The organism is Streptomyces sp. YIM 121038, assembly GCF_006088715.1.
Taxonomy (GTDB): Bacteria; Actinomycetota; Actinomycetes; order Streptomycetales; family Streptomycetaceae; genus Streptomyces.
Map to the genome: position 1 here is coordinate 5,311,352 of NZ_CP030771.1, position 13,588 is coordinate 5,324,939.

Genomic DNA, 13,588 nt, shown 5'->3' on the forward strand with positions numbered 1-13,588 from the left:
GCGCTACGGGCGGGCCGGGGCCGCCCCGGTCCAGCCCGCTCCCCGCGCCGCTGCCACGGCGCTCTCCTCCGTCGCCTCCGCGCGCGCCGTCAGGGCTTCGGCGCGGCCCGGACTCCGGCCCCCGGCCGCTTCGGCGGCGGCGCCGGAGGCGGTGAGGGCGGCCTGGAGCGCGGTGTCCGCGAGGGGGCCGGGGGCGGTGGCGCGGGCCGCCTGGGCGGCGGTCGCGGCCGCGGCGGCGGCGTTGCGGGAGCAGCGGGCGGCGGCCGCGGGGTCGGGGGCCCGGCCGTCCCGTTCGGCGATCGACCGCGCGGCCAGGCGCACCGCGTTCGCGGCCCGGGCGGCCGGGCCCGTCGGCACGACCTCCGCCCGGTCCGCCTCGATGCCCGCGGCGCGGCAGGCGGCGACGGCCCGGTCGTACGCGCTCCTCGCGCGGGCCAGGTGCCGGTCCTGGAGGGCCTGTTCGCCGGTGACGGGCTCCGGCTGGTCACTGCGGACGGGTGCGCTCATGGCCACCTCCTGGCGGGCGGGGCGGGGCGGGGCGGGGCGGGGCTGGGCGGTCGGGTGCGTGGCGGGCAGGGTGGCACGGCGGCCGCCAACAAGCCAGAGCGCGGCTGAGGGGCCGTCAGGTGTTGTCCGCGGGCGGTCGCGGGAGGCGGCGCCTACAGGAACAGCCCCAGCGTCTCGTCCAGTGACCACGTCTGCCAGGCCATGCCGAAGAAGGCCACCGCCGAGATCAGCGCCATCATCAGGTTCTGCCCCTGCTCCGCCCAGTCGTGGATCATCAGGACGAGGTAGACCAGGTTGAGCACCAGGCCCGCGGCCAGGGCGACCGGGGTGAGGAAGCCCGCGATCAGGCCGAGGCCCAGGGCCAGTTCCGCGTAGGCGACGACGTACGCCATGAGGCGCGGGCGCGGCTTGACCACGCTGTCGAAGCCCCGGCGGACGACGGGCCAGCGGTGCTGCTCGGCCACGCCCGCCGCCCACGCGATGCCGCCGCCCGAGAACCAGCTCTTCTTGTCCTTGTGCCGCCAGCTCTCCAGCCACCACAGGCCGAGGCCGATCCTGAGCACCGCGCACCACTCGGCACCGCCGAGCCAGATCGTCTGCATCGTGAGGGCCCTTTCGTGACGTGCGCGCGGAGGCGGGCGGTTGACCTGACGGAGCGTCAGTTGAGCGGAAGGGGGCGCAACTTGCAAGGCCTCGCGCCCGCTTGCCGTGCGCCCGTGCCGCCCCCTACTCTCGATCTGATGGGTCGTCAGATACGGCATCGGGCACGGCCCGGTCGAACCGGCGGGCAGGGAGCTGCGGCATGAGCGGCAACGTGAGCGGCAACATCGGCGGCGGCGCGGGGGGCGAAGCGCGGGGGGACGGGGACGGCCGTGCGTCCGGTGTGCGGGACCTTCCCAGGGTCATCAGCGTGGACGACCACGTGATCGAGCCCGCGCACCTCTTCGAGACCTGGCTCCCGGCCAAGTACCGCGACAAGGGCCCCCAGCCCTTCACCGCCGGGATCGGAGAGCTGGCGTACGTGGGCGGCAAGTACCGCTTCACCACCGATCCGGACGGCCAGATCACCGACTGGTGGCGGTACGAGGGGGAGGTCTTCCCGTACAAGAGGATCATCGCCGCCGTGGGCTTCTCCCGGGACGAGATGACGCTCGACGGCATCACGCGGGAGCAGATGCGGCGCGGGTGCTGGGACCCCAGGGCCCGCCTCGAGGACATGGACCTCAACCACGTCGAGGCCTCGCTGTGCTTCCCCACCTTCCCGCGGTTCTGCGGGCAGACGTTCGCGGAGGCGCGGGACAAGGAGGTCGCCCTGGCCTGCGTCCGCGCGTACAACGACTGGATGGTGGAGGAGTGGTGCGGGGACAGCGGCGGACGCCTCATCCCGCTGTGCCTCATCCCGCTGTGGGACGTGGGGCTCGCCGTCGCGGAGATCCGGCGGAACGCCGCGCGCGGGGTGCGGGCGGTGACGTTCTCCGAGATCCCGACCCATCTGGGCCTGCCGTCGATCCACTCCGGGTACTGGGATCCGTTCTTCGCCGCCTGCGAGGAGACGGGCACGGTGGTGAACATGCACATCGGGAGCAGCTCCCAGATGCCCGCCGCCTCGCCGGACGCGCCGCCCGCCGTCCAGGCCGCGCTGTCCTTCAACAACGCGATGGCCTCGATGATGGACTTCCTGTTCTCGGGCGTCCTGGTGAAGTTCCCCCGGCTCAAGCTCGCCTACAGCGAAGGGCAGATGGGCTGGATCCCGTACGCCCTGGAGCGCGCGGACGACGTGTGGGAGGAGCACCGCGCCTGGGGCGGGGTGCGCGACCTGGTCCCCGAGCCCCCGTCGTCGTACTACTACCGGCAGGTCTTCTGCTGCTTCTTCCGCGACCGGCACGGCATCGAGGCCATCGAGACCGTCGGCGTGGACAACGCGACCTTCGAGACCGACTACCCGCACGTCGACTCGACGTGGCCGCACACGAAACGCGTGGCGGCCGAGCACGTCGGCGGCCTGTCCGCGGAGGTGGCCTACAAGCTGCTGCGCGGCAACGCGATTCGTATGCTGGACCTGCCGTTCGATCAGGGTCGGACGGTCGCGGCCACCGCCTGACCCCGACCCCGGGAGCGGCCCGCCGCGGTGCGCGTGGCCCCCGTGGGAAAGGCGAGTGCGATGAGCAGCGGCAGCACGGTGTCGGAGGTCCTGGCCACGCTCGGCAGGCGGTACGTGCGCGACGCCCCGGGCACCCTCGGCAAGGCCGCGCTCGCGACCCGGTATCTGAACCCCTGGCTGCGGGAGCACCCCCGCGAGCGGGTGGCCGAGTCGGTCTTCGGCGCCCGCTTCGCGGTCGACACGCGGGACCTCATCCAGCGCTACCTCTATCTGTTCGGGGTCTGGGAGCCGCACATGTCGCGCTGGCTGCGGGGCCGTCTGCGCCCCGGCGACGTCTTCGTGGACGTCGGCGCGAACATCGGTTACTTGAGCGTCCTGGGGGCCCGCCTCGTCGGCGAAGGGGGGCGCGTGGTGGCCGTCGAGGCCTCGCCCGAGTTCCATCGGCGCGTGCTGCTGCACCGGGAGTTGAACGGCTGCGACAACATCCGGGCGGTCAACGCGGCCGTCTCGGACCGCAGGCAGAAGCTCACCTTCGTCCTCGCCAGCGCCCACAACATGGGCGCGAACAGCGTCGTGCCGTGGGACGGGCCCGTCGAGTCCCGCTTCGAGACGGAGGCCGTCCCGCTGCCCGAGCTCCTGGAGCCGGACGAGATCGCGCGGGCCCGGGTCATCAAGGTGGACGTCGAGGGGGCCGAGGGCAGCGTCGTGCGGGGCCTCGCCCCGGTCCTCGACCGGCTCCGGCCGGACGTGGAGATCGCCGTGGAGGTCACCCCGGAGCGGATGGCGCAGCTCGGCGACGACGTGGACGAGCTCCTGGAGACGATGCGCGCCCACGGGTTCCACACCTACCGCCTGCGCAACGACTATGCGCCGGGCAGCTATCCGGCGGCCGTACGGTACGCGGGCGACGGCCCGCTCCGGTGGCGCGGGCCGGTCCGCGAGGAGACCGACCTGATCTTCTCGCGCGTGGACGCGGAGGCCCTGGGGTGAGGCCGGGACGCGTGGGCCGCGTGCTGAGGCCGAGGCGCACGGGGCGCGTGGGCCCGCGCTACGCGGGCGTGGTGCTCCGCCGCAGTCGGCGCACCTGCGTCGTGTAGAGCGCGGCCGACCACCAGTAGAGGGCCGCGCCCCACAGGGCGAGCGCCCAGCCGCAGACGCGGGCCGCGTCGGCGACCGTGCCGTCCCCGCTCGCCAGGAGGAGCAGGGGGAAGGCGTACATCAGGTTGAAGGTGGCCGCCTTCCCCATGAAGTTCACCTGGAGCGGGCCGTATCCCCTGCTGCGCAGGACGGCGACGTTGAACGTCATGAAGACGTCGCGCGCGAGGAGCAGGACGAGGAACCACCAGGGAATGATGTCCCGCAGCAGCAGAGCCAGCAGCGTGGACGCCGTGTAGAGGCGGTCCGCCGCGGGGTCGAGGACCTGGCCGAGGCGGGTGATCTGGTTCCATCTGCGGGCCAGTTTGCCGTCGAGGTAATCGGTCGCGCCGCTGAGCGCGAGGAGGGCGACGGCCCATCCGTCGCGATTCGCATTTCCGAAGTACGGCTGAAGCACGAGCCAGAGGAATACGGGAACCCCGGCGACCCGCAGTGCGCTCAGCGCGTTGGGGATCGTGAGTACCCGGTCGAATCCTGCACGCGCCACCGAGGTGCCTCCGAAATCCCTGGCCCGGATCGTTTTGTCCTGATCCTGTTCATCGGCCGATCGGGGATCCTACCAGGGCGGCGTGGCCCGGATCCTGGCCCGGAGGAGGTAAAAGCCGTGGTCAGAGGCTATGCGGTCGGCCGCATGCCGATCGCGTCGGCGCCGCAAATCGGTGCATAGTGCATCTTGTATTGCATAGGCCTCCATTTGGCGTGCTCGGCCGATGGCGGGCCGAGATCCCCGCCCATGAGCCCGGCGTTCCGCATTGCCTCGCGGGCAAGGCGCGCGATGACGTTCTTTTCCTGAAGGGCGGCTTCATGAAGAGGAAGTGCGGAGCCGTGGCCGTGGCGGCCACGGGAATGATCTGATCGGCGGCGGGGCCAGGAGCTCCGACAGCGCCGCGTCGGCGAACTCGGAAGGGGCCGCGACAGCGAACTTCGACGGCGCCGCGTCGGCAATTCCGGCGGAGGTTGCGGGGATGGGGGAAGCCGGTCTCCGGCACGGGTCAGGACGCTCCGGGCGCGTACCGCCACTGGAAGTGCGACAGCGCTCTGGCCCGGGACTCCACGACCGCCATCCGCGCGGCGTGCTCCGCCGTCTCGGTGTGCGCGGCCTGGCCCGTGACCTGCCCCTCCCACTTGCGGTAGAGCAGCCCGACCTCGGCCGAGAACCAGCCGCGGGCCACCGAGCCCAGGGCCAGCAGGAGCCCGGTGTCCTCCGAGGCGGGCAGCGCCATCCAGCCGCCCAGGGCGACGAGCAGATCGCGGCGCACGAAGAGCGAGGCGGGGTGGACCGGGGCGCGGAAGCCGTTCGCCTTCCAGTGGTCGAGGACGGCCGCGCGCTCGATCGGGCCGTGGTCGGGGTCGCCGGGGAAGCCCGCCGTGGACCCGTCCGGCAGCAGATCGAGCACGCGTGACGTCGCCCAGCCGAGCGTGCCGTCCGCCTCCAGGGCCGCCAGGTCGCGGGCGAGGACGCCGGGTTCGAGCTGGTCGTCGGCGTCGAGGACCTTCACGTAGGGCCCTTCGGCGTGGGCGAGGGCCAGGGTGCGGGCGACTCCGGGGCCGCCGGGGCGCCCCTGCCGGAAGGTCACCCGCTCGTCGTCGGGCACGTAGGGGGCGACCAGGTCGCTCTTGCCGTCCTCCTGGATCAGCCAGTGCCACTCCCAGCCGTCGGGCAGCTCCTGTGCGCGGATCGACGCGTACGCGTCCGGCAGGAAGCGGGCGGACGGGGCGTGGACAGCGGTGATGATGGTGACGCGCCGGCACATGACCCTCACTCTATGACTCCGTGAGAGGAGCCGACGAGGGGGTGGGCGACCGCGGGGAAATCCGCAGCCGGTGAATACGGGGACGACTTGGGCGACTTGACGACAACGCGGCGCGCCGGTTCGGAGAAAAGCGCCGTACTCGCTATCGCTGGGGTTGCGGGATCGTGCCCGGCCGACCGTTGTTGAGGTCGCAACGGAGTCGTTGTTGAGGGTGCAACGGCTCTGGGGGGCGGCCGTTGCGTGAGTTCACGGCGGCAGCCTTGAGTGCAGCAGGAAAGTATCTTTTGCCCGGGCCGGGGAGCGGCAGCTGTGGCCAGTGAAAAGCGCTGAGTAATTAGGGGTCGTGTAGGGGGTGCGGGGCGGCGCCCGCGGGCTGCCCGGATATGGAAGAACCCGATCGCTGGCGACGGGGGATGCACCAGCGATCGGGTTGTCCCCAACCTTAACAAGGTCGCTTGCGGATGGGGAGTGAACTTCCCCGCAAAGATGCCGAGTTGTGATCGGGATCACGGCGGCGATCCGCAACGGAGAAGGAACACGGCGTTACTTCGCGCACGGCGGCTCATACGAGAGCCGGGGCAGATACTCGCGCCAATTCTCCGGCGTCAGGACCCCGCGCGTGGTCGAGCAGATACGGCGAATTGCCGTGTCGGCGTCCAGATTCCACAGCCGGACGGTATCGGGGCCGCTCGAAACTCCGAGCATGCGCCCTTGCGGACTGAACGACAGGAAACTGCCCGTCTTGGCGTTGGGGCTCATCGACTGCCCGATGGGGGCGGCGTCGGACGGGTGGGTGAGGTCCCAGAGCCGGACCGTGTTGTCGTTGCCGCCGCTCGCCAGGGTGCGGCCGTTCCGGCTGAACGTCAGGGACACGAGCGCGTCGGTGTGCCCGGTCAGCGGGGAGCCGCGGGGGGCCGCCCTGCGGGGGTCCGTGACGTCCCAGAGCCGGACCGTGCCGTCGTCGCTGCCGCTGGCGAGGGTCCGGCCGTCGGGGCTGTGGGCCAGGGTGTTGATGGGGCCCAGATGACCCGTGAGGGGCTTGCCGAGCGGCGTGGCGTGCCGGCGGTCGGCCACGTTCCACAGCCGGATGGTGCCGTCGGAGCTGGCGCTGGCGAGCGTCCGCCCGTCCTTGTTGAAGGCGAGGTCGTTGACGTAGCCCTTGTGGCCGGTGAGCGGGGTGCCGAGCCGTCGGGGACGCTCCGGATCCGCGACGTTCCACAGCTGGATGGTGCGGTCCTCGTAGGCGGTCGCGAGGGTGCGCCCGTCCCGGCTGAAGGCCAGCGCGGCCGCGAACCGCGTCCGCAGCTCCACCGGTTCCCCGTACGAGACGGGGTGAGCGGGGTCGGAGACGTCCCACAGCTGTACCGCGCGGCTGCCCGTGAGCACCGCGAGGGTGCGGCCGTCGGGGGAGAACGCGGGCGCGCGCACGGCGCCCTCGCCGGGCTCGAAGGGCTTGCCGAGGGCCACGGGGCGGTTGGGCCGCTGCACGTTCCACAGCCGGATCCGCTCGTCGCGGGCGACCGTGGCGAGCACCTTCCCGTCGGGGCGGAACACCCCGATGCGGCCGACCATGTCCGAGGTCGGGATCGACCACAGCCGGACCTTGTTGTCGCCGCTCCCGGTGGCCAGGGTGCGGCCGTCCGGGCTGAAGCCGAGCGCGTACATCTCCCCGCTGCTGCCCGCGAGCGGCTCGCCGACCTGCGAAGGGTGCGCCGCGTCCCGGACGTTCCACAGGCTCGCCGTACTGTCCGCGCTGGCGGCGGCGAGCATCGTCCCGTCGCGGTTGAAGGCCACGGACCACACGGGGCCCGTGTGGCCGGTGAGGGGCGGGCCGAGCGCGCGCGCCCTCTCCGGCTCCGCGACGTCCCAGAGGCGGACCGTGTTGTCCGAGCTGCCGCTGGCCAGCGCCTTGCCGTCGGGGCTGAAGGCCACGGAGTGCACCGTGTCCTTGTGGGCGCGCAGCACCTTGCCGACCGGCTTCGGGCGGCTCGGGTCGGCCGTCGACCACAGCCGGATGGCGCCGTTGTCGCCGCCGGCCGCGAGGGTGCGCCCGTCGGGGCCGAACGCCACGGAGCGCACCGGGGCGGTGTGCCCGGTCAGCGTGGCGAGCGCCTTCGGGCGCCGCGGGTCCCGCACGTTCCACAGCCGTACGGTGCGGTCCTCGCCCGCGGAGGCGAGGGTGCGCCCGTCCGGGCTGAAGGCCACCAGGTAGATCGTGCCGCGGTGGCCGGTCAGGGGCGTGCCGAGCGTGCGCGGACGCCGGGGGTCCGTGACGTCCCACAGCCGGATCGTGCCGTCGTCCGCGGCGCTGGCGAGGGTCTTGCCGTCCGGACTGAAGACGGCGCTGCTCACCCAACTCGTGTGCCCGGTCAGCGGTTTGCCCAGCGGCTTCGGCCGGGACCGGTCCGACACGTCCCACAGCCGGACCGTACGGTCGTAGCTCGCGGTGGCGAGGAGCCGCCCGCCGGGGTGGAACGAGGTGAGGTAGACGGCGCCGGTGTGGCCCGTGAGCGGGGTGGCCAGGGGCGCGTTGACGATCGAGATCAGCCGGTTCATCGTGCCCTGGTCGCCGGGCCGCAAGCGGTGGGCCACCAGGTCGAGTTGGGCGGACAGCGAGGGGTCGGTGCGCTGCGCGCGGTCGGCCGCCGCGGTCACCTGGGCGAATATCGCGTCGTTCCGCTCGGACACCGCGTCGTCCCGCTGCTGCCAGGCGACCACCGCGGAGACGGCCGCGAGCATCGCGAGGACGAGCAGCGTCGACACCGCGCCGCGTCTGAGCCGGACCGTGCGCTTGCGCAGACCCGTCGAGGCGGCCAGGAAGTCCACCGCGCTCCGCGTCAGGAAGGTGTCCTCGGCGGACTCCGCCCAGGCGCACGCCTGCTCGAGGCGGGAGCCGCGGTAGAGCAGCGACGCGTCGCGGTCGGACTCCTCCCAGGTCCTGCTGTCCTCTTCGAGCCGCTGGCGCAGCAGATGGTCGTTGCGGTCCTCGTCGATCCAGTCGCGCAGGCGCGGCCAGGCGTGCAGCAGCGCCTCGTGCGTGATCTCCACGGTCTCCGCGTCGAGCGTCACCAGGCGGGCGCGGGCCAGCGCCTCGAGCGACTCCTCCGTCTTGTTGGGGTTGGTCGACTCCTCCGAGAGCTGACGCCGCGTGCCCCGTCTGCGGGTGGCCTGGGTGTCCTCGCCGAGCCGTACGAGCCGCAGCAGGAGCAGCCGCGCGGCCGTGCGCGCCGCCGAGTCGAGGTCGGACCAGGCGCGCTCGGCGGTCGCCGCCACCGCGCCCTGGATCCCGCCGGCCGCGCGGTACCCGGCCAGGGTGAGGCGCCCCGCCTTCCGCCGCTGCCAGGTGACGAGCAGGGCGTGGGAGAGCAGCGGAAGCACGCCCGTGTCATGGGCCCCGCGCGGCCCGTCCGTACTCACTTCGCGGACGATGAGCTCGGCGAGCCCCGGTTCGAGTTCGAGGCCCACGGCCTTGGCCGGGCCGGTCACCGCGTTGCGCAGCTCGGCGGTGGTCAGCGGCCCGAGCACCATGTGCCGGTGCTGGAGGGCGTCGGCCAGCTCGGGGTGGGCGAGGCACTCCTCGTAGAAGTCGGCGCGGACACCGAGGACGACGAGCGCGGGCGCGGGCTCGGCCTCATCCGCCCCGGCAGCTCCCGCTGCCCCCGCTGCCCCCGTCGCCCCCGTCGCCCCCGTCTCGCCGGGCGAGCACGCGGCGTGCAGCACCTGGACGAAGGTGCGCCGGGCCGTCTCGTCGGCGCAGAGGGTGAACGCCTCCTCGAACTGGTCGACGATGACGACCGGCCGGGCGGCGGAGGCCGTCCCGCGCCGCGCCCACGTCGTGACGCACTCCCTGACCGCGTCCGCGAACTCGGGCGTACCGGGCGCGCCCGGACTCTCCTCACCCGCCTCCGCGGCCTGCGCCTCCGCGTCGGCGACCGCGGGCGCCAGCTCGGGTATGAGCGCGGTCAGCTCGGCGAGGGGGTCGGGGCCCGGCACGAGGTGCAGCACCTGGGCCGCCCGGCCGTCGCCGTCGCCGAGCGCGCCGCCGCGCAGGGTGGGCACGAGCCCGGCGTTCAGGAGCGACGACTTCCCCGCGCCGGAGGCGCCCACGAGCATCACCAGGCCGCCGGTTTCCTCCGCCGCGCGGAGCTGGGCGAGCAGCGCGTCCGTGCTCCGCTCCCGGCCGAAGAACCACTGCGCGTCCTGCTGACGGTACGAAGCGAGCCCCCGGTACGGGCACACGCTGGGGACCGGGGCTTCGGCGAGGGGGCGCTCCTCCTCGCCCGCGGCCGTGGCGGCGTCGCCGACCGGGTCGGCCACCGCGCGCTCCCACAGGCGCTGCCACTGCGCGAGGTCGTACAGGCCCGGAGAGACCGGCGTCGTGCGGACGCGGCGGGCCTCGGGGACGAGGACGTGCAGGACCGCGGCGAGGGCGGTGAACTGGGCGGGCACGTTCTTGGCCCGCCGCCAGTCGCTGATCCGCTGCGCGGACACGCGCACGGGGCGGCCTCGCTCATCGACCCGTTGCAGTCGGGCAACCGCCTCGGCAACGCGTTTCAGGGGCGGGTTTCCGGCCTCCTGGTACAGCAGCGCGAGACGTTCCGCGAAGGCTGTGCGTGCCCCTGAGTCGGAGCTCAAGGCCTCCACCCCTTTACTTCCGCCGCACCTGGACTTCCGGACCGGAAAACTCACTCTATACGGCTGACCTGCGGCTGAGCGGACCGGACGGAACCGGATCCTCCTCAGCGACCGCCTCAGTTGGCAGGATCTCGGCAGGGGCGAAGCAACCACGCGGCGTCAGGGCAGGCCACCGGCCCTGCGCCTGGAGAGGCAACTGATGGCGCTGCAACTTCCTGGCTGGTTTTTGCTGGAGTTACGGAGCGGTGGCGAGGGTCTCGCCATGCCCCGTCGGACGACGTGTGCGCCCGGTCACGCCGGGACCGCTCCGACGTCGCCCGCGGGCCTCGGCTCTCTCCGGTCCGCGCCACCACGGCGCGGGGCCACGTCGCCCATGTCGTTTGGTACCGGTCCCCACGAGGGGAGGGACCGGTACCGAAACGACCCCCGCCGCCGATACGCCCCCCGCCGCCGATACGCCCTTCCGTGCCGATACGCCCTCCGGCGCCGAAGCGACCCCCCGCCCCCGGGGCCTTCCCACCCACGCACACGCTTCCGCCACCCCACGGCTCCGGCCCCCACGGGCACCGATCCCCGCCCAGCCCTCAGCGACTCCGGCTGGGGCCCCTGCCGCCCCCGCCCGAACCACCGCCGCCCACAGCGGCCGTGACGCCCGGGCCCTCGAAGGCCCACCGGCGGACGCGCCTCAACGGGCACACCTCAACAGACACACCTCAGCGGACGCACAACCACGCAAAACAGATCAGGCCCGGCCTCCCGAAGGAGACCGGACCTGATACTTGGCTGTCGGGGTGGCGGGATTTGAACCCACGACCTCTTCGTCCCGAATGAGGTTCGGGTGCTGATCTTGCCTGCACAGGCGATGTTTTGCCTGGTCAGAGCGTTGGGCAGCGGTGGTCTCGGGCGGACTCGAAGGGGCTTGGGGAGCGGGTCGGCTCCCAGATGGCTCCCAAGGAGTCCTGCCACTCGGGCAGTGGCCAGTCGGCGGTTCTAGGCGTTGTCCGCGGCTCGGCGTCGAAGCGTGTCGATGTAGTCCGCGCCGAGCACGCGGCGGCATCGCGGACGCTTCCCTGCGTTGATGTCCTCTACATACTTGGCGAGATGTCCGGGATTCTTGCCTGACCATCCATGCGCGAGAGCCCACCCCTGCACGGCTTCACCGTCCATCGGGATGCTGGCGTTGTGCAACGCAAGGAGAGCGCTCACGACCATGTCCTTCTCGTAACCGGCCGCGATCGTGTTGTTGTGGTTGACGGTCAGCGTCAGGCCCTTGAGGGCTTCGACGGTGATGGGGTCGAGTTCGGGCGTCAACTCTTCCCATACTGAGCCGTCGCCCAAGATCGCTGGCCCCATGGCTGTCACCCACGGCCTGATCTCGTCCTCATTCCACGTGATGACGCAAAGCGCCCGGACGCGGTGGCCGCCGTACTGCACGAGTTTCCCGATGTCTGCCATGTCCGGCCAGGCCATGAGGACCGGACCGTTTCCGCGGATGAATCCGCCGCCCCTGCCGGTGACGTGCTCGACGTTGGAGTGTTGGGTCACGAGCTGCTCCAGCTCCGAGCTGTTTTCCAGGTTGGACTTGAGGCTGGTCCATACGGTGAGCGTGTCGCCGTCCTCCAGGTGCCCACAGCACCAGTCGATGGCTGCGCCCACGCCTTCGGTGTCGTAGCTGGCGATAGCGCACGGATAGCTCACGTCGCGATCGAACATCCTTACTCCCTGCTCTCAGGACGGACAGGACTCACGCTATGCGCAGGCACTGACAGAGCCTCCTCGCGCGCTCCTCGTCCTAGGCACCCAGCTTGTCGCGTCTGCCTTCTCCGGCCACATGACCGGCAAGGTCCTGCACGTCGTACGACTCGGGCGTCGCCCCGCGTGGCGCTGTCACTCTTTCGAGTCATTGCGAAACACCGGAGCGAGTTGTGGTCTGGATCTATGCATAGCTGGTCCCCTTTGAATGAGCGGCAGAAGGCACTCCTCAGCTGACTTGCAGGTGATGAGGAGCTCGATACACACGGCGCCACTGAGTGGCGTTCGCTGTATGCGTTGCGCGACCGCGGCTTGGTAACGGTCAAGCGGGTGAGCAGGGGCGCCCAGGCGCAAGTCACGGAGGCCGGACGCTTCTACCTTGAGCACGGCCACCACCCGGATGCCCCTGAGCATGCCGATGGCGACGCCGGAAGTACATCGGGTCCTGGAAATCCGAAGACTGCTCGGTCAGAGGGTGCCAGGTCTCGAGCTGCAGGGGGTCGGCGCAGTCCCATGCCGTACAGCGAGAGGCCCATCGCCCGTGTACGGCGTGAGAAGGCGAAGCAGCTCGTCGCACGTCTTGTGGCCGAAGAGCGCGTCACGATTTCCGAACCCGACGAGGACGAGGTGACGGAGTGGCGGCGCGTTGTCGACTACGCGAAGCGGCACGGCCTAACCCCATCGGGCAAGCGCATCGAGAAGATGCGCATGTGGAACCGTGACCTGCAGATTTCTTTGGTTACGGGACAGCATCCCAATTCGCGAAGGGAGTCACCGGAGAACGCGTCGCCTGTTCAGGTCCCCACACAGCTTCGCTCTCCGCATTCGGTTGTCGCAGCGTTGAGGGATGACGAGGGGAGGATGGCGATGCCATCCTCTCTTCGCCGACGAGCTCTGTTGCTGCTCCAGGGACTAGCGGTCGAAGCCGTACGCCGGGGACACAAGGTCAAGGATCATCCGGTCGCCGACCGCCACCGCAGCCGCCCGTACTCCTATGACGGAAGGCACTTCCCGTCGGGTTACTCGCGGCGCGATGGCGAACTGGACGTGCTCGTCGACACTTACACGTACACCGTCACCATTCAGCAGGAGTTCCCACAGTCCACCGATCCGGAGCGCTCCGGGAGACTCGTGATCGAGCTGGGCTACAGCAGGTCGGACCGACAACGACGCTGGGCTGATCGCAAGCGCTGGGTACTGGAGGACATCCTGGGCGCGGTGCTTCAGGAGATCGAGACCCGGGCTGTCGAGGATGCCCAACGCAAGGTGGACGAGGAGCGAGCCAAGACGGAGCGTGAGGTCCGGTGGAAAGCCGCCATGGCGGAGGCGAAGGAACAGGCCCAACAAGATCAGCTCGCGGAGATGCTGAAAGAGCAGGCCAGGAGCTGGCAGTCGGCCACAGCGTTGCGCACGTACTGTGATGCCCTGGAACGCCGGCTCGCGGAAGCAACGGACGACGACACCGAAGTCGCCTCGGCACGAGAGTGGCTGGCCTGGGCACGCCAACATGCGCAGGTGGTCGATCCGTTGAGTCGATTGCCTGTCATGCCGGCGCCGAAAGAGCCGGAGCCAGATGACCTGAAGCCGTACTTGAAGGGCTGGAGTCCGTACGGACCCGAAGCACAGGGCTTCGGATGGGGAGGCCGCTGACAAGCTCTTGGGCAGGTGTGTCCCGCCTCTCTAT

9 protein-coding genes are annotated in these 13,588 nt (G+C 71.3%); 3 read left to right on the forward strand and 6 right to left on the reverse strand.

What is annotated here, in order from left to right; all coding sequences use genetic code 11:
- Window positions 1-3: 3 nt before the first annotated feature.
- The gene (locus tag C9F11_RS22660) at window positions 4-507 is read right to left on the reverse strand and encodes a hypothetical protein (protein ID WP_138961001.1); all 504 of its coding nucleotides are present in this window, start codon (window positions 505-507) and stop codon (window positions 4-6) included.
- 152 nt (window positions 508-659) lie between these two features.
- Window positions 660-1,109 carry a DoxX family membrane protein gene (locus C9F11_RS22665; RefSeq protein ID WP_138961002.1) on the reverse strand — a complete coding sequence of 150 codons (450 nt, stop codon included), beginning with the start codon at window positions 1,107-1,109 and terminating at the stop codon, window positions 660-662.
- Window positions 1,110-1,309: 200 nt separating this feature from the next.
- On the opposite strand from C9F11_RS22665, the gene C9F11_RS22670 reads away from it, so the two are divergent.
- Both C9F11_RS22670 and C9F11_RS22675 read left to right on the forward strand, forming a co-directional pair.
- A complete protein-coding gene (locus tag C9F11_RS22670) occupies window positions 1,310-2,608 on the forward strand; it encodes an amidohydrolase family protein (RefSeq protein WP_249401840.1) in 1,299 nt (432 codons plus the stop codon).
- Between the two features lie 60 nt (window positions 2,609-2,668).
- Complete coding sequence (locus C9F11_RS22675; protein WP_138961003.1) at window positions 2,669-3,598, forward strand: FkbM family methyltransferase; 930 nt, start codon at window positions 2,669-2,671, stop codon at window positions 3,596-3,598.
- A gap of 58 nt (window positions 3,599-3,656) precedes the next feature.
- On the opposite strand, the gene C9F11_RS22680 is transcribed toward C9F11_RS22675, so the two are convergent.
- From C9F11_RS22680 to C9F11_RS22700, 4 genes are all read right to left on the reverse strand, one after another.
- The gene (locus C9F11_RS22680) at window positions 3,657-4,250 is read right to left on the reverse strand and encodes a CDP-alcohol phosphatidyltransferase family protein (RefSeq protein ID WP_138961004.1); all 594 of its coding nucleotides are present in this window, start codon (window positions 4,248-4,250) and stop codon (window positions 3,657-3,659) included.
- Between the two features lie 505 nt (window positions 4,251-4,755).
- Entirely contained in the window at window positions 4,756-5,517 is a 762-nt protein-coding gene (locus C9F11_RS22685) for a glycosyltransferase (RefSeq protein ID WP_138961005.1), read from the reverse strand.
- 543 nt (window positions 5,518-6,060) lie between these two features.
- Complete coding sequence (locus C9F11_RS22690; protein ID WP_138961006.1) at window positions 6,061-10,161, reverse strand: AAA family ATPase; 4,101 nt, start codon at window positions 10,159-10,161, stop codon at window positions 6,061-6,063.
- Between the two features lie 981 nt (window positions 10,162-11,142).
- On the reverse strand, window positions 11,143-11,865 hold the full coding sequence (locus C9F11_RS22700; RefSeq protein ID WP_138961007.1) for a hypothetical protein: 723 nt from the start codon (window positions 11,863-11,865) through the stop codon (window positions 11,143-11,145).
- A gap of 552 nt (window positions 11,866-12,417) precedes the next feature.
- On the opposite strand from C9F11_RS22700, the gene C9F11_RS22705 reads away from it, so the two are divergent.
- A complete protein-coding gene (locus C9F11_RS22705; RefSeq protein WP_249401841.1) occupies window positions 12,418-13,554 on the forward strand; it encodes a hypothetical protein in 1,137 nt (378 codons plus the stop codon).
- Window positions 13,555-13,588: the final 34 nt, after the last annotated feature.

Coding starts and splice junctions, on each gene's coding strand:
- C9F11_RS22660 (WP_138961001.1), bottom strand. CDS start 507: ATGAGCGCACCCGTCCGCAGTGACCAGCCGGAGCCCGTCACCGGCGAA.
- C9F11_RS22685 (WP_138961005.1), bottom strand. CDS start 5,517: ATGTGCCGGCGCGTCACCATCATCACCGCTGTCCACGCCCCGTCCGCC.
- C9F11_RS22665 (WP_138961002.1), bottom strand. CDS start 1,109: ATGCAGACGATCTGGCTCGGCGGTGCCGAGTGGTGCGCGGTGCTCAGG.
- C9F11_RS22670 (WP_249401840.1), top strand. CDS start 1,310: ATGAGCGGCAACGTGAGCGGCAACATCGGCGGCGGCGCGGGGGGCGAA.
- C9F11_RS22675 (WP_138961003.1), top strand. CDS start 2,669: ATGAGCAGCGGCAGCACGGTGTCGGAGGTCCTGGCCACGCTCGGCAGG.
- C9F11_RS22700 (WP_138961007.1), bottom strand. CDS start 11,865: ATGTTCGATCGCGACGTGAGCTATCCGTGCGCTATCGCCAGCTACGAC.
- C9F11_RS22705 (WP_249401841.1), top strand. CDS start 12,418: ATGCCGTACAGCGAGAGGCCCATCGCCCGTGTACGGCGTGAGAAGGCG.